The sequence below is a fragment of the Dactylosporangium sp. CA-139114 genome, from assembly GCF_050955725.1.
GTDB lineage: Bacteria > Actinomycetota > Actinomycetes > Mycobacteriales > Micromonosporaceae > Dactylosporangium.
Genome location: NZ_CP192080.1, coordinates 2,523,623 through 2,544,874 on the forward strand (window position 1 = coordinate 2,523,623; position 21,252 = coordinate 2,544,874).

Below are 21,252 nucleotides of genomic sequence, written 5' to 3' on the forward strand. Positions count from 1 at the left end.
TGGGCGGAGCGTCGTGGCCGATCACGCCCCGATGCTGAAGTAGCACCTGCAGGCTTGCGTGTTGGTTGCACTTCAGGTGCACGCCTCTCGCAACAGGTCCGTTGGATCCCAGACAAGTTCGGCGATTTTCCGGTAGAGGTCGCTCCGCTGGTCAAGATCGGCCTTCGCGAAACGGTCGTGGGCACGGAAGGGCAATCCAGTATCCCCGATGAAGCGGACGAACCCAGGGTTGTGCTCATAGCACTGGGTATGGAGCGAGCGGGCGAGAAGGTTTTGGGTGTTGTAGTGGGCCAACTTGTCTTCGTAAGGCAAGTCGCCGTAGCTGGCGTTGAAGGTCTTGGGTAAGAGCAGCAACCCGCCGACACGGTTACGGTGCTCGGCGAAGTCAGCTGCGCTCGGGAACTCGTCCGCGTGGCGTTCCGGATGGTCAGCCCAGATGTGCTCGACCTCGTAGCGGACCTTGCCGGCGTTGACGTAGTCGGTGTACCGGGATGGCTGCCCCGACTGCGTTTCGACATAGTCTGTCAGACGAGCGAGGATGCGGTGCAGCGCGTACCGGTTCTGTTGATGCACACGCAGACGATCATTGCTTGCAAACGTCTCCGTTTCGTCGGTCAGCGTCTCGTGGAGCCGCTTGCCGAGAGTTGGCACGTCGAGTCCGCGGATGTCACGCATTACGAGGAACATCGCGTACTGCATGGTCGAGTAGGCAATGCTGCGGAAGTTCCACAACCGCCATGTGAGCAGGATGTCGACAAATCGCGCCACCAGCCGAACCTTCCGGCGGACGGTTTCGGTGTCATCATCGGGCGTCAGCGGTGCCAGCAGCAGCATGTACTGCAAGGTGAAGCCGTGTTGCGCGTTGTACAGCACGTGTTCCAGGCCCTCGGCAGGTGTACGTGAGGCGTCTACCAGCTTGAGGTACCAGCGGCTGTAGAAGTCGAAGTCACGGTCGATGAACCTCTGGAAGTCGTCGCTGGTCCGCAGCCCGACTCCCTGGCTGGCGTCACGGAGCCACCGATGGAACTCGGTGCCGATGCGGTCGAAGTCCTCCGGCCGGGCGCCCTTCTTGCGCTCGCGGATCCGGGTGGCGTACTGGCTGCGCAACCACGCCTTGAAGAAGTCCGGCTCTACCTCCTTGCCTGCTTCATCGAGCTGTCGTACCCGCGAACGCCACCGAGTGTCGGCGATTGACCTCGTCTCCGCGTCGCTGATGTTCGCCAGAAGGTAACCCTTTAGCATGTCTGTCGGGCTCAGCGACAGACCGCGGTCGTTCATCGTCTCGAAGATGGTGTAGGCGTCATCGTCCGAGTACGCCGTGATCTCTACGAGGTGGACGTTCTCAAGCAGCCAATCGATGAAGTACGGCAGAGCCTCGCCGCGAAGGTCCTCCGGGAAGCACTCATCAAGATCCTGATAGCGTGCGTACAGGTTGCGCACTGATTCGGAGCGGTCAGTGACATCGAACGGCTCATCCTCGTAGAGCGCGGTCATGCAGGGGTCGCGCTCTACGACGTGGAGGTTGAACGACTTCTGGCCGTACTTCTCGGACACGATCAGTTCGTCGATATTGACCTGGACGACGGCGTCCGACTGCAGTCGACGCAGCAGTATGAGCAGCAGGGTCAGGCTGGTCAGCCGCTGCTGGCCGTCGACGATGTAGCTGGCGTTGTCCTTCTTACTGATGATGATCGAGCCCAGGAAGTAGTGCGGATAGTCAGCGACCTTCCGGCGTTCGTGACCCGGCTCGTACCCCTCCAAGAATTTGCCGGTGAGGTCCTCGACCAGCTCGCGGATCTGCTTGTCCTGCCACTTGTACTCGCGCTGGTAGTAGTCGATCGAGTACTTCACGCCTTTGAGCAGCTCACGCACTGTTTGGGCCTTGCCGAGGATCTCTCTCACCAACGATTACCTTCCTGATCGAACTTGGGAACGCCGCAGCCGTACGGTGCCTGCCAATGGTCCGGCCGCACGGTCGCTATTCGCGCGTTCTGCAGCGCCTGAAGACTTGGCCCGACTCGCTGGCCGCGCAGGCCGACACCGACTGTTCCGGGCGTTTATCCTCTCGCTCACACTCCTACTGGCGCAACGCTCGAATGTGAGAATTCAGGCGTCGGCGTTCGTCGGGTGGCGTACTGTCGTCGGCTGTGTACTCGATCATGAGAACGTCGTGCGTCACCAGCGTTGGTGAGTAACAGGTCGGCCTGGGAGCCCGGGTCGCCAGGGTAGCCGTGTTATGGCAATGGCGGGGTTGGTCCGCCGTGCTTGTAGAACCAGGACCGCTCCGCGTGTGGTGGTCATCCCACGTCAAGGGATTCAGTCAGCGCCTCCGCCAGCACCGGCCCCATCCGCGACCACAGCAGCGCCGGCGTGACCCACTCACCAAGGACGATCCCATCGCGTTGCACGAGGACCGGGCCAGTGTCTAACCCCTCGTCCATCCGATGCACCGTCAACCCGATGCTCGGGTCCCCCGCGCGGATCGCCGCCAACGCCGGCGCGGGGCAATCTGCCGCATCACACGAGCCTGTACAAGGCGCTGTTCGACCGGAGTGCAAACCATAGCCGTAGTCATTCATGAGGCGGTCAGGTCGCTGCACATGGGCCGGCTCACTTGTCTCGCGAGTCCGATTCGCGTGGATTGAGAGCCTGTCGACGTGTTTACTTTAGGGCCGCTTTCAGGGTGATGGGCGGATGTTGCACCCTGGTTGGGTCCTAACTGGCGGGTCGGACGATCGCCTCCGGCTCTATTGACCGGTTACCTTACGTGCTCGACACGAATACAAGGGAAACGGATGTCCAGCGCTTCAACAGACGTCATCGTTGTGGTACCCGGCATTATGGGCAGCACTTTGCGTTTCGACGGCCGGGAGTTCTGGGGCGTCAGCCCGTCGACGATCGCGCGCGGACTCCGTCGGCTACCCGACAACCTCGAGCGTCTGCGCCTGCCGGACGGCATTGGCGACGACCACCCGAACGACGGTGTCACGCCGGGCAGGCTAATGCCGGAGATCCACAGCGTGCCTGGGATCTGGAATACGACTGTGGGGTACGACCGGCTAGTTCACGTGCTACGGAAGGAGTGCGGCCTGCGTGACGGCGAGAACCTTCTGACGTTCCCCTACGACTGGCGTTTGTCCAACCGGTACAACGCTCGACGTCTACGCTGTCAAGCCCCGGGTTTGATGGACAGTTGGTTAGCTGGTTTTCAGGGGTGCGGTGACCGGCTGGGTCATCGCATGTAGTGCCTCGTACTCGGCGGGCGGGACGTGGCCGAGCCCGCCATGAAGCCGTCGGTTGTTATACCAGTCGATGTACTCGACGGTGGCCATCTCCAGGTCGTCGAGCCCGCGCCACGGACCCTTGTTGCGCACGAGTTCGGCCTTGTACAGCGAGTTGAACGCCTCGGCCATGGCGTTGTCGTAGGAGTCGCCTTTCGAGCCGACCGAGGCGACGGCGCCGGCCTCGGCGAGCCGCTGGCTGTAGCGAATCGCGCGATATTGCACGCCGCGGTCGGAGTGATGGACAAGTTCATGCAGGTCAGCGCCTTGATGTTGGCGGCGCCAGATCGCCATTTTCAGCGCGTCCAACGCCAGGTCGGTATAGAGGCTGGTGGCGACCTGCCAGCCGACGATCATGCGGGAGTACACGTCCAGGACGAACGCGGCGTAGACCCAGCCGATGCTGGTGCGGACGTAGGTCAGGTCCGCGACCCACAGCTGGTTCGGATGCGCTGCGGTGAAGACGCGGTTGACCAGGTCACGAGGCCGGTCAGTTTCGGCGGCCGGGCGGGTTGTGCGCGGTGCTTTGTCGCGCAGCAGCCCGCGCAGCCCGGCGTCGTGCATCAGCCGTTCGACCGTGCACCGGGCCACCTCGACGCCACGGCGGTGCAGCTCGTGCCAGATCTTGCGGGCGCCGTAGACGCCGTAGTTCTCTGCGTGGATCTGCTTGATCAGCACGGTCAGCTCCTCGTCGCGCCGGGACCGGGCGCTGACAGGGCGGGTCTTGGCGGCGTAGTAGGTCGACGGTGCGATCTGTGCCGGCGTGCCTTCAAGCGCCTGCAGGACCGGCTGGACACCGTGCTGTTCCTTCTGGGAGTCGACGAAGCCGACCTTCATCGCGACGGACGGTCCAGCTCCGCCGCGAAGAAACTCGCCGCGGACTTCAGGATCTGGTTCGCCCGCCGCAGTTCACGAACCTCCCGCTCCAAAGCGGCGAGGCGTTCCGCGTCGCTGCTGGTGGTGCCCGGACGGTCCCCGGCATCGGTCTCGGCCTTCTTCACCCAGGTGCGCAACGCCTCCGGATGGACCCCGAGCTGATCAGCGATCCGACGGATCGCCCCGACCGCGGACACCGGATCCCGACGGGCCTCGACCGCCAGCCGGGTCGCCCGCTCACGCAACGCATCGTCGTACTTCTTCGGTGCCGGCACAGCAGCATCATCTCCCAGGTTTCGATGTCTCCATCAAACCCGGGGCGGAACACGCTTACAGGTCGAGCCGATCCTGCACCGCCGCCGCCGCGTGCACCCAGAGGCCAAGATCGTATTCGTGTGCCATTCGATGGGCGGTCTCATCGCACGCTGGTTTCTCCAGGCAGGCGACCCGCGGGATGTGCGCTCCATCATCACAATCGGCACGCCCCATCGCGGCGCCGCCACTGCCCTGCAACGACTCCTCATGGGTGTCGGAGGGAAGCTTGGCAGTCGGCTCGGTTTGCCGTCGATCGCACGGACGCTGCCGTCGTTGCATCAGCTGTTGCCCGAATATGCCTGTATTGACGACGCCGGAGTGCTGCGGAAGACCCCTGAAGTCGAGTTGCCCGATCTTGATCAGAGGATGATCGCGGACGGCGCGCGGTTCCACGACGAGCTCAACGAGACGCCGAGCGCTGCCATGACGACCCATGCGATCGTTGGCATTGCCCAGCCGACAATCACCACCTTCGACGCCCGCAGCGATACGCTCACTGAACTGTTCACGATCGCGGGCGCCGACGAACTCGGCGACGGTACGGTGCCGAGGCTTTCCGGCCGGCCCAAAGGAGGCCAGGAACGCTCCGAGGCACACTACGTCGTCGGCAAGCACGGGGCGCTGCCCAGCAGCCGGACCGTGCTTACCCAGGTACAGGGAATTGTCACCGAACGGTGGGTCGAGCACCGGGCGGCTGATCCGGCGGCCATGATCGGCGTCGAGGTCGAAGACTTGGTGGCTGCGGGACAGCCCGTCGCGATCCAAGCTATGTGCGCAGACGAGCACGCCCTGCTGGAGGCCCGGGTGTTGAACGCTGCGCTGGACCCTCACACGGGACCGTTTACCTTGGCGCCGACCGCGGATCCCAAGCTGCGACAAGGAGAGGTCGAGACACTGCGAGCAGGTGGCTACCTCGTACAAGTACGCCGCCGGGGCGCGTCGAACTGGACGTTCGACGCGGTCACGACTCCTGTCCTCGCGGTGTGATTCTGAAGGGAGCGTGCCGTGCGATATGTCGGTGTCAGCGTCGATCGGTACCGTGACGACGACTGTCCGGATCTGCCCAGCGCCCGGCGTGATGTCCGGAACCTGCGGACACAGTTCGCGCTGCGTGGCTGCCTCTCGCAGAAGATTGTCAACGAAGGCCGCAGCGCGGTGCTCCAGAAGCTCGTGACGCCGGTCGACGGGCACCGGAGCATGGTTCTGTACTGGGCAGGTCACGCATGGCGGGATCAGCGCGACGAACTGCACCTGCTACTTCCAAATGCGGCCTTTTGTGGCGGTGAAGTCGTACGTCCGTCCGATGTGGTCAGTGCAGTCTTTCGGTCCGGCATCCGTCAGCTGCTCTTCGTCCTGGACACCTGCTACGCAGGTAACGGCATCCTTGAAGGGTTGCGTGCTGCTTTCATCGATGCTGACAACACGCAGTACGACGCTGGCGAGGACCGGTGGGTGGGAGTGTTAGCCGCTGCCCAGAGTTATGAGCGGGCATCTGATGTCCTTGGCAGCACTTTCGTCGATCTGCTGCGTCAGGGACCGTCGAACCCCGCCGATCGGGTGCACTGGAACGCGTACAACGCCGCCGTCCGTGGTGTAGACGTCGCGCAGGCGCTGCACGGGTCATGGCCCCGTGGTTTGACTCAGCAACCATGGTTCGGCAGTTTCGGCTGGTCGCAACCGATGCTGCCGAACCCGTTTTACGACCCAGCCGCGACGGCCCGGCGCGCGGATGGGTTGTTCGACGAGCAGACCGAGCGGCCCCGACCGTCGCGGTCGCTGTACCAGCAGCTCGCCGCACTCGAGGAGCCGCGGCGCAGCACCGCCACGCACCTGCTCCAAGTCCTCGCGGCTGGCTACGGTCGCGGCGTGCCAGCCCGAGACGTGTGGGCCACCGTCGCTTCCAAAATCGCGAATCCGCAGGGGGAACCGACCGACTCCGTCTATTCCGAGGAAGACATGGCCTGGACCCTTCGGGCTTTTGGCCGACACATCGTTGTCGATGGTGAGGCGAGTCAGGTCGTCTACCGGCTGGCGAATGAAGATCCAGAGGCTAAGCGGCGTCTACTCGCCGATCATGACGTCGTCCAGCGGATCGACTCAGCCATGCTGCGCCTGCTTGCCGTGCAACGCCAGCGATCACGCGACGATCAAGACCAAGTGAATCCCTATCTGGTCATGAACGCGAATCGGCACCGCAGCCGTGCCGTAATAACGGGCGCTTCTAACAGGCCGAGTGACCTTTGGATGGACGACGCTGGCGCTGACAGTCGTGTGATGAGGCAACGGCAGGAGGCGCCCGATGCCGTCTACAGCTCGATCGACGAGCGGCACGCAGACGTGCACTCCGACAGGTTCCAGGCGGCTCTGATGCTCATTCTTCGGGCAGCCGATAGCATGCGCTCGCCTGCCGCGGCGCTCGCCGACGCGCGGGGCATGCTCGCAGCTGAACTCGACGGAACGCGCTCGGGCCTTGCGAGGCTCGCCCTTGAACGGTTGCGTTCCGTGGAGCAGGACAGTGCAGGCCTGGAGGCAGAGCTACGACTCATCGTCCAAGACCTCCAAGCGTATCTGCAACGGCGCTACGCCGCTGAGGTGCCACCCGCTAGTCGCATTTAAGGCGGGATACTTTGCGACCGTCAAGCCTGCGCCGGAGATGAGGGCTATGTTCGACAAAATGGCTGCGGTTACGGATCTCGCAGTTCGCGATAGTCACATGCGTCGTGGTCCAGGCGCAGCCACCTCGGAAGATCGACAACCGCCTAGCGACACTGGACGTCGGTCACCCAGACGCGAACGTCCTCCGCGCTGATGGCCGGCCGTCGACGTTGCGCGATCCTTGTTCCGAGGGCCGATGAGCGAACGCGGTGATGCCCCGGTTGCTCAGGCCGCAGCGTCACCGTTGTTCATGTAGGCGTGAAACTGGCGCCTACGATTGGCGATCTACCAGTTACGTCGCGCTTCTGCAGTTCTGTGACGTGCCCCCTGCCGGCCACCAACCTGCGCCAGATCCCTGATTCGACCGCCCCGTGCTGGGAAAACACGCCCCCGTTTACCCCCCCCCCCCAAAAAAAACCCGTCGTTGGGGTTGACTAAGGGCGACAAACGTTGGTTAGCAGCTGGGGGCGTTTCCACAGGTCAGCGGCAAGCCGTGACGATCAATGACACCCCCGCACCCGTAACGGTGTGTAACTGCGGGTTCTCGACAACGAATGACAAGCCTTATGGCGGGTGACATGAGGTGGTTGCCAACTCAAATCATCGATCGCTCAGCACAGAGCAATGACGATGCGAACGGTGCCCGTTCTGTCGCCGCGAGGCCGCGGGGCCAGCGCAGTCCGTCTCAGGCGAGCATACCTCCCAGGCCGGACAACGGCGACAAACACTGCAGACGGTGACCATACGAATGGGCAGACCGCTTCACTGGTCCGGTGATGCCGAGAATTGTGTAGTGTCGAGAGCAAGGCGACGCGGCGGCCCGACGTAAGAAGTCGGCCGCGACGGCGCGTTAACCGGTAAACGACGACGCGACAGTGCCCGTGACTTTGAACGACGCCTGGTCAAAGTCCGCCTGATGCTTGCCGTCACCAAGGAGGACCTGGACAGGGCCGCCGACGAAGCCCAGAGTCGGGCTCGACGAGGCGGAGCGGACTGAGGTCGAGAAGTCGGTCGCGGCGATCAACGCGGTGTACGGGGCGCCGGCCCGGCTGCGCAAGCTGGTTGAACCGATGACCAGCCAGAACGCTTATCTTCCCGGCATTAGGGTTGAGGTCGGCGTGTGCCAGAGGTGTCTGCTCAACACATCCGCGACCATCTTTTGCCGCCGGAGCATTACTGTATGATGTGGGTCACTCACCCGGCACCATACACCACCAAGGGAGGAACAGATGGCGGAGAGTGTCGCTAGTGATCTGGCGATCGCGCGTCTGATTCAAAGGCTCGGCGGCAGCCGACGGCGCAGCGTGATCGGAGATCGTCCAGCCGCCGACGAGTTCCTGGTCGACGACACGACTCCGAAGTCGACACCGGACGACCCCGAGACGAAGGCGTCCTGACGCTGCCGGCCCTGGCTCACGATCGTGGAGAGCAGTTGGCGCGATTCGGTCGTGCTCGACTATGAGGTCGATTTCCCCGCCGCGTCGCCGCTCGAACTGGCGCTCTACAGTGGCGGCGCTGTACTCTTCCCGCGGGTGGTGCTCGGCGAGACCGCGATCTGGGGCACGCTGCGCCGCCCCGGCGTACTCGATATCCCACAGGCTGAATACGAACGCGTGCTGGACGAATTCGCGGCACGCTGTCTGGACGTCGCTTTCGTCCGTGACCTGTTTGCTACCCTGCGCCAGCTCTGCGCACGGCTCGAGACCGCGACCGGGCGACTGAACGCGCTGTCGGCATCGCGCGTCGATATCGACTTGGCGGTGAACGCACTCGTTGAGCTGATGGCGCTGCATGTGCTGAATTGGGCGCTGCCGATGGACCGCCTCGAAGCCGAGGTCGGCGGCGTCGTAGGGGCCTCGGCTGCCCGCACGCTGATCATGCGCCTGCTTGTACCCGTGACCTCGGCCCATCTCGCCGACTTCGCGGCGCTCACTGCGTCTGCGGCCAGGGCGATCGGCGATGAACGGTGGTCGTCGCGCGCGGCTACCGACCTCGCGCACGCCATCGGTCATCTGCAGCGGCCGGGACTGGCCGAGCGACCCTTCGAGTCAGCCGGCAACCTAGAGATGTACATCCGGTCGCTACACGCGGACGATGTCGCGCATCTGGAAGCGATGCGGGACGCCCGCGTGCGAAGCGAGCGGTCGCTCGCCCGAGACGTCTCCCGCCTCTACCTGGCCGTGCACGATCGTCGGGCGCTCGGGCCGGTAATCGCCGCGACGCTGATCTGCAGGCTGGCCGCCGAGGAGGAAGAGCAGCGTCGCCGCTGGCAGAGCGCCACGCTGAGCGCGATCCGGGTCGCCGCCGATCGCCTCGCCCTCGACCTAGCCACCGTGCTGCCCTGGATACATGCCGGGGCGCCGGTACCGGGGGCCGTTACGAGGCCCCGCCTGCTCGACATGTCGGACGGGGCGTGGGCGTGGACCCGCTCATGATTGACCTGCTCGACGCAGACCCGCGACTTTTCTCCCGGATGGGTGGAAAGGCCGCCGGGCTATCGATACTGACGCGGCACCGACAGCGCGTTCCACCGACCGCGTTCCTCCCCGCCGACTTGGTGCCGCAGGGCGGCGAAGCCGACCTGGCCTGGCTACGGCGCACCGGCGCTCAGATCGCGAAGTGGGCTCGCGCCCGCCACATCTGGCATCTCGCGATCAGGTCGTCCGCCACCGTCGAGGACCAGGAGAAGCACAGCTACGCGGGGATCTTCCGGTCAGCGTTCGCGCCAGTCACAGACGACCTGATCGCCGCCGCCCTGGCTGACGTTGTCCGCAGCGCCGTCTCGCCGCAGCGCACCGCATACGAGCAGGGCATCGGCCGCAGTGGGAGCGGAGAGCTGGGCGTGGTGGTGCAGGCGACCGTGCCGGCCCGCAGCAGCGGCGTCGCATTCGGCTGGCGCAGCGGCGGCCAGATTCACCGTATGATCGAGGGTACTTGGGGCATGTCCCTCGATATGGTGAGCGGAATCAGCCGTGGCGACACCCTCCGGTCGAGCTCGGCCGACACTGGTTCGACGAGCCTTCGCGTCCACCGCAAGCCGTTGGCGGTATACCCGTTGGTGGGCCGCGAGTTCCGCCCTGGGGACGCCGTTGTGGTCGACGCCCACGAGCCGACCGAGGCTAAGGTTGTCTACGTTGACGAGGAAGCCGGGCTGGCCTACCTCCGATTGGGGGCCACGGCCGCGGAATGCGCCTGTATCAGCGACGACCTGGCCGCTCTGATCGACGACGCGATCGATGCCACGCTGCCGATCCACCCGAGTGGCGTAGATATCGAGTGGGTCGAGGACCCTGACGGGCGCCTGTGGCTGGTCCAGCTGCGACCGTTGACGGCGACGCCCGACATACCGGCGCCCAACCGGCCGCGGGCACCAGGACTGGTCACCGGCGAGCCGGGTGCGCCTGGCCGATGGCGCGGACCGGTGTCTCATCCTGAAAAGGTCACTTCATACAGCGCGGCTGACGGCCGGGTCCTGGTGTGCGGCGCGGCTCGGCCGGAGCTGCTGCCGGCGATCGCCCGCGCGGCCGCCATCGTTAGCTCGGACGGCGGCATGCTGTGCCATGTTGCGATCATCGCCCGGGAGCTGGGCAAGCCGTGTGTGATCGGTGTACCGGACGCCGACCGCCTGCTGCCGGACGACGTGATCGTCGAGGTCGACGGCACGGCGGGGACCGTTGAGCGGGTGAAGGCCACCGCAAGTGTGGCGGACGCCGAAGCCCCGGAGCCGAAGCCCACAGCATCCGGGATCGTCTTCCGGTTTCCCGACGACCTCGGTGCAACCACCGGTCCGGAGCCAGCCGTGCTGGTGCTCACTCCGTATGCGCCCCAGTCTGTCGTCGTGGGGGTCGCCGCCGTGTCGTCACAGACCGTAGTGGCCGCCTGTGACACAGACCAGCAAACGGCTCTCCGGGACGCCGGCTGGCTGCCACGCGGATCGGCCGGCACGTGGAGGCTCTACGCGCGCGACAGCGTTCCAGATGAGCTGGTGACAAGGGTGACCGACGAAATCGTGGGTGGAGGTGCGACATCGTGGCACGCCTAGACGTCGACTACTTCGAGGCGCACTTCGCCGACGCACCGGGCCGCGGTGTCCGGCTCTTGATGAGTTCGTATCTGCTCGGCTCCCTATTCCAGTCGTCGATCATGGCTCAGGCCGCCCGGATCGCCCGGCTCCCGTACTTGGCCGGCCCGATCAGCATCTATCCCGACGCGTCGCCGAAGCCGTTCGGCTTTCCGGCCGGGATTGTCGTGACCACTGAGCCGGGTTGGCTCTATCCGCTGTCCGCCCCGGACATGGGCTGCGGCTACCTGGTGGTGGACACTGGCATCGAGATCGACCCAGAGGCGATCAACGACGACCTGCTCAACGAGACTTTCGACGGGCTCGTGGCCAGCATCGATGTCGGTTCGCCTGAGCGGGAGAAAGTGAGCACGTCGGCCCGAGCGATCATGATGGAGGGGATCTCGACGGTCGGTGCGCCGGTCCATTTCGGAGTCGCCTCGGCCGAGGCGGAGGAGAGCAGCAGCTGGTCGCCGCGCGTTGACCTGCTGGAGGCAAGCTTCGTCGCCTCGGATCTGCAGGCGAGCCTGGGAAGCGCCGCCGGACACTTCGTGGCCTGTTACGTCGTCGAGCGCTCGCTGAGCCCCGCCTCGCCGCCGGTCGGGCGGGTAATTGTCGTGGTCCACGTCGGCGCCGCACCGGTCCGCGATCATCTCAATAAGCTCGGCGTCTTCGCCGAACTCGCCGCGCTCGCCATAGACAAGGCAATCTCGACGGCCGAGGACGCCGCCGAGGGCCTCTTCGCAGTGGATCTGTCGAGCTCTCACGGCGGCGCCCTTCTCGGCGCTGCCATGGCCTCGCGGAACTTCGGGTACGCCAACCGCCAGCTGGTCGCAGACACCGTGGTGCGCGTGTTGCGGAGTAGGTTGAAGCGGTATGCCGCGTGCAGCGCGGTCCAGCTGCGGCACGTTGACCACGTCGCGTTCGAATCGGTGGACGGCGCCATCCGGTCACGTCGGGGCCTGCAACCGCTGCACGAACATCGGCCGATCTTCATCACCGGCGGCGAGCACACGCACGGCTATCTGGCGACGACCGGGCGGCGCCCGTCGGCGGTGGACGGACTTTGCTGCCACGGGACTCCGGTGCGGAACACCGAGGTGGTCCCGCTGTCTGCAATGGCTGGCGTCGAGCCCGACCTGAGTCCGTCGAGCGCTCGCCGCTGGGCCGACGCGATGGTGTCAAACACTCGGTTCGACGAGGGCCGGTTCTGGTCAGATTCGGCCAATCTCGAGATCGTGATGAGCTACCTCGCCGAGTCCGAGATCGCGCATCCGGCGGCACGCCTGCGCCAGCTAATGAACTACCGGGAGCTGAAGCTTTGACCGGCGCCGAGCATCACTGGTGGGAGCGGACGGGCGCGGCCGCGCGTCGCCCCGGCTACGAGCTCGCCGTGGCGTACGCCCGCAGCGTCGCCGAGGAACACGTGAATCCGTTGCTCGCGCTCGGGCTACCCCTCTCGGTCGCGGGCGCCGAGGGTTCGTTCGTCTTTGACCAGAGCGGGACGGCGCTGCTCGACCTGCGCACCGGCGGCGGGGCGTTCGCGCTTGGTCATCGGAACGCGGCCGTGGTCAGGGCACTGGTGACCGCCGCTGGCGCAGTGGACATGGGCGACTGGCAGCTGCCCAGCGAGCTGCGTACCCGGCTGTCCAAGGCGCTCAGCGACAGCCAGCCGCGGGGCACCTGGCAATGGCGGTTTTGTGTCAGTGGCAGCGAGGGCAACGAGCTCGCGCTCCGTACCGCCGTGATGGCCACCGAGCGCACCGGACTCGCAGCAATCGAGGGCGGCTACCACGGGCAGACCGGCTTGGCCGCCGCCGTAACCGACCCACGTTATCTACACGCGAAGTACCCCCCGTTGCTGGCCGAGCCGATCCGCCTCGCGCCCGACGCGAGCGCTGCCGGTGCGATCGACGAGAGCGTGGCCGCGGTTATCGTCGAGCCGGTGCAGCTGACCGAGGCAATCCGACCGCTCGAACCGGACTTCCTGGCGGCCATTCGTCGCCGCTGCGACGAAGTCGGCGCGGTCCTGATCTTCGACGAGGTCAAGTGCGGGCTCGGCCGCACCGGGCCGGTCTGGGCGCATGAGCGGGGCCACGTGGCACCGGACATGCTGGTTACCGGTAAGGCGTTGTCCGGCGGGCTATATCCAGTGGCGGCGTGCGGCATCCGCACCGATGGATCGAATCAGGCCTTGTTGAAGTGGCGCAGCGACTTCCGTTCCACGTACGGGGGCAGTCTGCTCGGCATGGTTGTCGCGACCGAGGCTGTGGCGCAGTTGACGAACGAGGACAACCGGCGGGCCTTTCGGGATGCCGGCGATGAGCTCGAGGCGGCCCTGAACCCGAGCCTCGGCAGACGTTTGCACAGGATGGGGATGGCCTTCTCGATCGATTTCGAGAGCCCCGACCACGCTCTCTTCGTCGCGTCGGATCTGCTGCACCGAGGGGTGCTGGTGCCCTTCCCGCGCGCCTCGACGCTGCTGCTGTTTCCGCCGTTCACCCTTGGAACCGAGGAGGCGCGGACAGCCGCACGAGCCATCGTCGCTGCCGCCGACCTTGCCGACGACCTGCTGTGGGGAATACCGAATGATGATCTCCGCTGATTCGCATTTCCTGGATCCGCCGCACATCTGGTCACGCTGGCTCCCGGCCAGATACCACGATCGCGCCCCGAAGCTGGTCGAGGACGGGGACGGTGGACAGGGCTGGCTGTTCGCGGGGGCACGCAGGCCCGAGCCGATTGGTCTTGCCGGTCTGCCCGGCCGTCCGGCCGACGACTTGCGACCGAGCGGCGTCCGCTTCGACGAGATTCGGCCTGGCACCTACGACGGCGGCGCTCGCATGATCGACCAAGACGAAGACGGCGTGTCTGCCGAGGTTATCTTTCCAACGGCACGGCCGCTGGGCCACTTCCTCGACGATCCGGATCGGGACCTCGTGGTGGCCGGTGTCGACGCGTACAACCGCTTTGTGCTCGAGGAGTTCTGCGCGGCGGCACCGGGACGGCTTTTTCCGGTCGCCCAGCTGCCGACCACTGGAGTCGACCACTGCATGCGGGTGCTCCGGGACGCCGCCAACCAGGGATTTGTAGCAGCGGTGCTGCCGAGCTGGCCGACCGGTGGTGACCATCTCGACGCCGAATCGGCTCCCTTTTGGGCCTGCGCAGAAGAGCTTGAGATGCCAATCTGCATTCACGTCGGGCTGCGGTCACGAGAAGAACGGCTGCTCTGGCGGGAACTGAACGATCAGCAGAAGGATGACGTGGCCGAGAGCCGCGACACCGTACGCCTGCATGGTTATGGAAGTGACGCGCCGCCCGCGCGGCTGGAGTTCCACCACCGCTCCCCGAACTTCGGGTTCAGCCTCGGTCGGGGTGCGTCGGTGTTCAGCGACCTGCTGCTCTCCGGCCTGTTTGACGCTTACCCGCGGCTGCGCGTCGGGCTGATCGAGATGTGGGTGGGTTGGATTCCCCGCGGGCTCGAGGCGGTGGACGACATCTGGCAGCGCAACCGCTACCTACGCCAAATACCGCTGCAACGGCCGCCGTCGTCGTACTGGCACTCCAATATGGCCGGATCCTTCATAGACGATCGGATGGGAGTCCGGGCCCGGGACGTAATCGGGACGACGAACATGATGTGGTCGACCGACTATCCGCACTTCGGCACACTGTGGCCGCGCTCGCGTGCCCTCGTCGACGACGCCTTCGCTGACGTGAGCCAGGAGGATCGGGCCGCGATCCTGGGCGGCAACTGCATCGACTTCTTTCGCCTCGCCGACCGGCTTGCCACCGGATGACCGGCGACCGTTCGCTGCCGACATACCTGACGCCCGGCACCCTCCTCGACCGTCTAGCAATCCTGGAGCTGAAGCTGGAGCGGGTACGCGATCTGGAGGCGCGGCGGGTGGCCGAGCGGGAGCTGGCTGGCCTGAGTGCCGCTTGGGCGAACACCGGAGTGTCGACGGACGCCGGACCGCTGCGGACGATCAACAGCGAGCTGTGGGATCTCGAGAACGAGATCCGCCGGTGTGAGCGAGAAAAGCGGTTCGATGAGTCGTTCGTCGATGCGGTGCAGCGGATCCAATGGCTGAACAGCGAACGCGCTGATGCTCGGGCAACGGTCAACGCTGCCTTCCCTATGGAACTCGTCGAGGCCGAGGTTGGCCTGGACTCCTACGCAGACCAGATCGCGATCGGCCAGGTCCGTTCCGCGCGGTCGAAGGCGTCCAGCGACATCGGCTGGGAGACACTTCGGGACATCTGGTTCGGGTACGGCATCGAGGATGTGTTCTCGAGTACCCGCTTCGGCGAACTCCGGCATGCCAACTGGCGGCTCTGGACGGTCAAGGACGAGGTCCAAAGGTTCCTATCGAGCGATGCTTTGAGTCCGGCTGCGGTTGCCGCCTACCGCAGCATCTACCTGGTAAACGACGCGCGGTGCCGGCTGAAGCGCGCGCTTGCCATCGACCTGCGATCGGCGTTCTACGAGGTGAAGAGCTATACGCCGTATGAGCCGCCAGCCAACTGGGACGCCACTCAACTGAGTTTTCCCGCCTCTTGAACCGGCCGACCTTGCGATGTCCGGAATGCGTTTATCTCGAAAATGTAGCCCATACGTACCTTATGCACACTGAAAAGCGTGTACGCCGAGACTGCGGCGCAAAAGAAGCCGACGGTGCCACCGACGATGTCCCACCGACTAACGCCGCCGGCGAATACTGCCATCGCCGTCGCCGCCACCTCCGGCACGAGGATCAATAGCAGCGCAGACAGGAAGACCGGCAGGTTGTGGCCACCGCGCCGGAGTAACGTGTCCGAACTGTCCCATTGCATGGGCGTGCACCGCTCGCCGAGGATTGGCTCGATCGAGCGTTCCAGGTCGATCGCCATATACCGGCCGAGGGCGCCGATCACCCGACTGTGTTGCGCGTAGACATGAGCGGCCCCGACCCCAAGGACAGGAACGCCGTACAGTACGTCAACGTTCGGCGACTGGCCGACCGCCACGCCGAACACCGTGATCGAACTGGCCAGGAATAGGAACAGCCCGGCATCGCGAAATCCGAGCCGCTGGATGGCCTCGGTGCGTGCGCTCTGATAGTAGTTGGCAGCCAGCTGGGCGGCCACCGAGCGATGAGTCGCGTCGAACGTCGCCCTAGGCATCACCCGGCGCCGTGGCAACCGCTGGCCGCCGCTGGAGGGCATCAACAGTCGCTTGTGCATATCGTTCACCGTCTGCCTGGGCCACATGTCCCCAGCCTACGAAGGCGGAGCAAGTGCTGTGGCGCCACCGACCGCCATCCACGATACTGAGCCGATGACCTTTCCGGCGAAGAGGTTAGTCCTCCGCGAATCTTCATCGATCGACGATGCACGAGCCGGCCTGTGGTCGGAAGGCATCGACCAGTCGCGCTATGGCACGGATGAGGACAAATACCGCGCCGCGATCCTGGAACAGTACAAACTATATGTAGAGATGACCGACCGGGCATCGGCGCGCCGCGGAATCACCAATACCTTCTTCCTCACCCTGAATACTGCACTGTTAGCCGCCGGCGCCGGAATTGCCTCCCGTTTCACCGGCCACATCGGGCTGCGGGCGCTCGTCACGGTAGCGCTGATCGTCCAGTGTGTGGCGTGGTATTCGGTGCTCCGGTCGTACCGGCAGCTCGCATCGGTCAAATATCGCGTCATCGGCGCCCTTGAGGAACGGCTGCCCGCATCGCCGTACTGGGCAGCCGAATGGCGAGCGATCGGTCAGGGGAAAGACAAGGCACGCTACATTCCGGTCACGCGTTTGGAGCAGTGGGTGCCAGCCGTCTTCGCGCTTTCCTACGCGACCGCTTTTCTGCTCGAGCTCAACGCTTGACACATCAGCCAACGGCCCGGTTTAGAAGGGAATGGAGCGGTATGGCGCGCGGCCATGCACCGTCGATCCACGACGCGGTCCACGGTGCCATCGACTTGTATGATCCTGCACTCTTTCCGCATCGGGACACCGCTGCGCTCCTCCTCGAGACGCCGCAGATGCAGCGCCTTCGGCGTCTGAAGCAGCTGCCGTTCGGGTCGTACGGCTTTCTCGGTGCCGACCACACCCGCTTCGCGCACGCCCTCGGCACCGCCCACATCGCACTGCGTATCCTGCAGCGCCTCCATCGGGTCGGCTTCTTTTCTGAGCAGACGATGATGTCGTTGCGTGAATCGTTGCCGGGCCTTGGTGACCCAGGCCACGACGCCGACCTCGTGCGGCGGATTGGTGAGCACGTGGTGGTGTGCGGCTTGCTTCAAGACGTCGGCGAGCTGCCGTACAGCCAAGCGGCCGATCTGTTCTTGGCGCCGCACGCGACGGTGTCGGCCCGGGTTGCGGACGAGCTTGAGGTCGCTGCCCTTCAGCTGTCGGGCAAGGATACCTTCACGTTGAATGCGCTCATCGATATCTTGCACGCTCACCGCCCGTTGCGAGACCGGCTCGACATCAACCTCCTTGCCTACCTGATCGCCGGCATTGTGACGGGAGGGATCAAGGAGTCGCCGGCGTTGGGCGCGGTCCGCCAGATCGTCGATGGCGTCGTTGACGCCGACCGGCTCGATTACGTTCACCGTGACGCCTATCACACGATCGGTGCGAGTATCTCGGCGTCGGCCGAGCACGTTATCGGTTCGCTGCTTGCGTACGACGAGAACGGGCCGGTCTTCGACGCGGTCGGGCCCGTCTCGAACTTCTTGATGTTGAGGGCCATCCTACGGTCCCAGGTCTATTCGGCGCCGCACGTGCGCTTCCGGGTCACATTGCTGGCGGTGACGCTGTCTGAACTTCTCAAGCGGCATCCGGACTGGATGTTGGACTATTTCGGCGCGCAGTATGGCGGGTTAAGCGCCGATGCCTTTCAGCGACTCGACGATGATTTCTTGTTGTCCCAGCTGGACCGTTTGCGGGTGAGCGCCCGGGCCGAACTGCTCGACGCCAACGTGCGACAGGCGATCGACCTGCTCTCCTCGCACGCCGCTCGATTCGAGTACTTTTGGATCGAACGACCGGAAGGCCACACCCCAGCCGGAGACGTACGGTTACGGCCGGACATCTTCGTCGACACTTATTGGGACTACGAGAGCCACGGGCTTTATAGGCCCGCGTCGGTCCGGATCAGCGCCGCACCGTATACGCTGTTCGGGGAAACGGTTCCTCTGGAAGCCGCGGGCGGCCACGTCAGCGACTTCTTGCGGACTTTGTGGGATTCGCCTCCGGTGCGCGACAAGGTATTACTCTATGTGCCGGAGACGCGCGTTGATTGGCTTCTGCGCATGCAGGCTGGCGCGGCGGGAACTTTGGCCGCCCTCTACTGGGCGGCACGCGAGCGAGATTCGAAAATCCGGCTGTCGGTGGTCGACGACACGCGCGGCGAGCGTGGCCACTCCGGCCCGGCCATCTTCGTTTCGTTCTGCTGGGAGGATATCGATTCAATGCGCGTAGTCCTCCGCCTGCTATACGACGCCCGGCGCCGCTATTTCGCGTTCGTCGAAGACTTTTCCGGTCTGGGCGGGGACACGCGAACCAATGGCGCTACTTACGCTGGCCAGGCCGACGCCGCCATCATTCTGTTGTCACCGGCGTACGTCCGTAATGCGGCTAACACGAACGGAAATATCTATCCCGAACTGGTAGCGCTCGGTCGTTCAGTTCCGCCCGAAAGAATCATTCCGATCTCCCTGGACCCCAAGTCGGAGTACGGCGACTCCCTCGGCACCTTCCCTTGGTTGCTGATCGGATATGACAAGGCCCCGTTCCTCGGTGCGCCGGTTCGCCACGCCGCCCCTGAGGTGATCTCTCGCGCGTTGGACGCAGCCCTACGCAAAATCGACGAGAGTCATGTAGGACACTAAGACGGCGGCAGTGGACGCCCAAGAAGATCCACCCTCTGAGGATGTGAGGACTGAGATGGCAGGTGGAGCGTCAGCCAGCGACTACGTGCTGGCCGTGGACGTGGATGGGGTACTCGTACACCCCAGCCCCAACCTTGGCGGCGCGTGGGACAGCCGGATCCAGGAGGATCTTGGAATCGATCCTAAGGCACTTGGTACGAAGTTCTTTCGCGAACACTGGCAGGACGTCATTGTCGGGCGGCGCGACCTGCGGGAGTCGCTCGCGGCAGTACTCCCCGCGTTGCACCCGGAAGTCACTGTTCAAGACTTTCTGGCCTATTGGTTCACCAATGACGGCACCGTTGATCAGGAAGTCGCGGCCGAGCTGCTGGACTGGCGCAAGCGCCGGGGTGGCCGCACTGCCGCGGTGACCAACCAGGAGCAGTACCGCGTGGCGTACCTGCGAGAGTCCAAAGGTTTCGACGAGCTGTTCGACCATATCGCCTGGTCCGGCGACATCGGCGTCACCAAGAACTCGCTCGACTTCTACAAGATCGTGAACTCGCGACTTGGCGTCGACCCAGCGCAGGTCTGGTTCTTCGACGACGACCCACGCAATGTTGAGGTAGCGCTCGATGCCGGTTGGCACGCCTTCCATTTCGTCGGGGTCCACAGAATGCAGGAGGTTCTGGCGACGATTCCGATCGTTTGACCGCCCTGGGACGTGGAGGTGCCTGCCGCCGGGCAGGCTCCTGCCAATACTCCCTTTGGGAAATCGCCAACAGTACGCGTATTGCTGCCGTCACCATCACGGTTCCTCGCCGGCGCACGCGAAGATCCGTGAGGGCTTCGCGTGGTCGAGCGCGATAGCCAGACGGCGTGGCGGATGCTGCGAGCATCGCGCCAGCGCCTAGACGATTGGTGCTCTAGACGCTCGGCAACCCCATCGGCAAGCAGTTCTGCCGATTCTCACCGCCCAGTGCCTCTCGCAGTGGCCTCAACCGGGCGACGTGCGAGCTTGGCGCATCGACGGCCGGCTCGCTCGCGGCGCTCACCGCTGTCCCGCAACACCCGGCCGAATCCGGTCAGCGCGCGCAGCACGGCCAAGACGTGCCGACGAGTTGCAGGGCGGCGGGCCGCCAGAGACAAGATCGCCACGAAGACCGCGTTCAGTAGTGCGGCGTAGTCCCAGTCGCCAGATCTTTGTCAGGGATCCCCGACGGTCGGGCCTTCGCCGTTCTCAGCACTCCCCACACTGACGCATCCACGACCACCTCGGCCGAATCTGATCTTGACAGCAATCTTCCCCTTGCCGACCACAGAGCATCACCACCGGTGGCGTATGCGAGATCTGGTTCGCCCACATCGCCACCAGGCGTGCCCGCTCGGGCAGGTATTCGCGAAGAAAGCGCGATGCTGGGGAGTCGGGCGCGGCCAACTCTGCGATGAGCGTCATGATCTCCTTGATCTTCATCGAGGACTGCCGTGGCGAGCGGCACGATTGAGTACGGCGTGGTCCGCGACTCATGCTGCCCGCGTGGCGATTGGCTGCTGCAGCGGCCCGAAGACCGTATCGAACGGACGGTCCATGCTGGTACTGATCAGGTAGTACGGAGCTCCGGAGCCGACGAACGAGGTCGGGCCGCGCCGTCCGGCCGCGAGCACGTCATACGGTGTCGCGACGCCGAGGTCATCGAACACGTAGTAGACCGGCAGGTCGGTCCAGGCGACCAACTGCAGGTGAGCCCGTACCGCCGCGCGCTCGATGGCGTGGCGTCGCCGGGCGCCGCCGGTCATATTGGCCTTGCAGTCGATGAAGCAGACCGTCTCGCCTCGGGCTGCGACCAGATCCGGGGTCCAACGCACGGAGCTGTCGGTGCGGCGCAGAGCGCGCTGGATGCCCTCCTCGAACACTCCCTGCCCCCACGGGTTAACGACCCACGCTCGTGACCTCAGTTCGTCAGCGACACGCTGTTCGAGAGCGTCACCGATTATCTTCCGTCGATCCCACGCAGTCATGTCGACGAGTATGACGCGGTCGAATACCCCCGTCCCCTGTCCGGATTGTGTTGATACTGAACACAGCCGGACTTGGCTGAACACCACCGGACGCTACGGGACCGCGTCGGGCGACATTCCTGTTATGTAACCGTTATGAACCCATATCGGCTCAGCGACCGGGAGTCGGCTCGCAGTCGCACT

At 64.8% G+C, this 21,252-nt stretch carries 18 protein-coding genes; 12 read left to right on the forward strand and 6 right to left on the reverse strand.

Annotated features, from left to right (window positions below; genetic code table 11):
* Positions 1-72: 72 nt before the first annotated feature.
* The 3 genes from ACQP2P_RS11405 to ACQP2P_RS11415 all read right to left on the reverse strand — a co-directional run bounded on the left by ACQP2P_RS11405 (position 73) and on the right by ACQP2P_RS11415 (position 4,432).
* Complete coding sequence (locus ACQP2P_RS11405; RefSeq protein ID WP_433615378.1) at positions 73-1,902, reverse strand: DUF262 domain-containing protein; 1,830 nt, start codon at positions 1,900-1,902, stop codon at positions 73-75.
* Positions 1,903-2,297: 395 nt separating this feature from the next.
* Complete coding sequence (locus ACQP2P_RS11410) at positions 2,298-2,579, reverse strand: formyltransferase family protein (RefSeq protein WP_433615380.1); 282 nt, start codon at positions 2,577-2,579, stop codon at positions 2,298-2,300.
* A 618-nt stretch (positions 2,580-3,197) separates the two neighbouring features.
* Positions 3,198-4,432, reverse strand: a protein-coding gene (locus ACQP2P_RS11415) for an IS3 family transposase (RefSeq protein WP_433604076.1) whose coding sequence is annotated in 2 segments (ribosomal slippage) — positions 3,198-4,153 and positions 4,153-4,432 — 1,236 coding nt in all. Because the reading frame shifts where the segments join, the coding sequence is not laid out codon by codon here.
* 118 nt (positions 4,433-4,550) lie between these two features.
* On the opposite strand from ACQP2P_RS11415, the gene ACQP2P_RS11420 reads away from it, so the two are divergent.
* The 9 genes from ACQP2P_RS11420 (at position 4,551) to ACQP2P_RS11460 (ending at position 15,751) form a co-directional block, all read left to right on the forward strand.
* A complete protein-coding gene (locus tag ACQP2P_RS11420; protein WP_433615382.1) occupies positions 4,551-5,459 on the forward strand; it encodes a lipase family alpha/beta hydrolase in 909 nt (302 codons plus the stop codon).
* Positions 5,460-5,477: 18 nt separating this feature from the next.
* Positions 5,478-7,088: a hypothetical protein gene (locus ACQP2P_RS11425; protein WP_433615384.1), complete on the forward strand. Its 1,611-nt coding sequence runs from the start codon at positions 5,478-5,480 to the stop codon at positions 7,086-7,088.
* A gap of 1,268 nt (positions 7,089-8,356) precedes the next feature.
* Positions 8,357-8,524: a hypothetical protein gene (locus ACQP2P_RS11430; RefSeq protein ID WP_433615386.1), complete on the forward strand. Its 168-nt coding sequence runs from the start codon at positions 8,357-8,359 to the stop codon at positions 8,522-8,524.
* 51 nt (positions 8,525-8,575) lie between these two features.
* A complete protein-coding gene (locus tag ACQP2P_RS11435) occupies positions 8,576-9,562 on the forward strand; it encodes a hypothetical protein (protein WP_433615388.1) in 987 nt (328 codons plus the stop codon).
* Positions 9,559-11,169, forward strand: coding sequence for a PEP/pyruvate-binding domain-containing protein (locus ACQP2P_RS11440; protein WP_433615390.1), 1,611 nt, complete (start codon positions 9,559-9,561; stop codon positions 11,167-11,169). The genes ACQP2P_RS11435 and ACQP2P_RS11440 overlap by 4 nt, the downstream gene beginning before the upstream one ends.
* Entirely contained in the window at positions 11,157-12,512 is a 1,356-nt protein-coding gene (locus ACQP2P_RS11445; protein ID WP_433615392.1) for an RtcB family protein, read from the forward strand. The genes ACQP2P_RS11440 and ACQP2P_RS11445 overlap by 13 nt, the downstream gene beginning before the upstream one ends.
* On the forward strand, positions 12,509-13,792 hold the full coding sequence (locus ACQP2P_RS11450; protein WP_433615394.1) for an aminotransferase class III-fold pyridoxal phosphate-dependent enzyme: 1,284 nt from the start codon (positions 12,509-12,511) through the stop codon (positions 13,790-13,792). Before ACQP2P_RS11445 ends, ACQP2P_RS11450 begins: the two co-directional genes overlap by 4 nt.
* Complete coding sequence (locus ACQP2P_RS11455; RefSeq protein WP_433615395.1) at positions 13,776-14,987, forward strand: amidohydrolase family protein; 1,212 nt, start codon at positions 13,776-13,778, stop codon at positions 14,985-14,987. Before ACQP2P_RS11450 ends, ACQP2P_RS11455 begins: the two co-directional genes overlap by 17 nt.
* Complete coding sequence (locus tag ACQP2P_RS11460) at positions 14,984-15,751, forward strand: hypothetical protein (RefSeq protein ID WP_433615397.1); 768 nt, start codon at positions 14,984-14,986, stop codon at positions 15,749-15,751. Before ACQP2P_RS11455 ends, ACQP2P_RS11460 begins: the two co-directional genes overlap by 4 nt.
* Here ACQP2P_RS11460 and ACQP2P_RS11465 read toward each other — a convergent pair.
* The gene (locus tag ACQP2P_RS11465) at positions 15,727-16,440 is read right to left on the reverse strand and encodes a hypothetical protein (RefSeq protein WP_433615399.1); all 714 of its coding nucleotides are present in this window, start codon (positions 16,438-16,440) and stop codon (positions 15,727-15,729) included. The two genes, ACQP2P_RS11460 and ACQP2P_RS11465, sit on opposite strands and share 25 nt — an antisense overlap.
* 67 nt (positions 16,441-16,507) lie before the next feature.
* Here ACQP2P_RS11465 and ACQP2P_RS11470 point away from each other — a divergent pair, with 67 nt between their 5' ends.
* The 3 genes from ACQP2P_RS11470 to ACQP2P_RS11480 are packed head-to-tail and all read left to right on the forward strand — an operon-like array spanning position 16,508 to position 19,762.
* Complete coding sequence (locus ACQP2P_RS11470; RefSeq protein ID WP_433615401.1) at positions 16,508-17,059, forward strand: RipA family octameric membrane protein; 552 nt, start codon at positions 16,508-16,510, stop codon at positions 17,057-17,059.
* Positions 17,060-17,100: 41 nt separating this feature from the next.
* Positions 17,101-19,071: a hypothetical protein gene (locus ACQP2P_RS11475; RefSeq protein WP_433615403.1), complete on the forward strand. Its 1,971-nt coding sequence runs from the start codon at positions 17,101-17,103 to the stop codon at positions 19,069-19,071.
* 43 nt (positions 19,072-19,114) lie between these two features.
* Positions 19,115-19,762 carry an HAD family hydrolase gene (locus ACQP2P_RS11480; protein ID WP_433615405.1) on the forward strand — a complete coding sequence of 216 codons (648 nt, stop codon included), beginning with the start codon at positions 19,115-19,117 and terminating at the stop codon, positions 19,760-19,762.
* Positions 19,763-20,290: 528 nt separating this feature from the next.
* Here ACQP2P_RS11480 and ACQP2P_RS11485 read toward each other — a convergent pair.
* Both ACQP2P_RS11485 and ACQP2P_RS11490 read right to left on the reverse strand, forming a co-directional pair.
* Positions 20,291-20,524: a hypothetical protein gene (locus tag ACQP2P_RS11485; RefSeq protein WP_433615407.1), complete on the reverse strand. Its 234-nt coding sequence runs from the start codon at positions 20,522-20,524 to the stop codon at positions 20,291-20,293.
* A gap of 50 nt (positions 20,525-20,574) precedes the next feature.
* Positions 20,575-21,069, reverse strand: coding sequence for a hypothetical protein (locus tag ACQP2P_RS11490; RefSeq protein WP_433615408.1), 495 nt, complete (start codon positions 21,067-21,069; stop codon positions 20,575-20,577).
* Between the last annotated feature and the right edge of the window lie 183 nt (positions 21,070-21,252).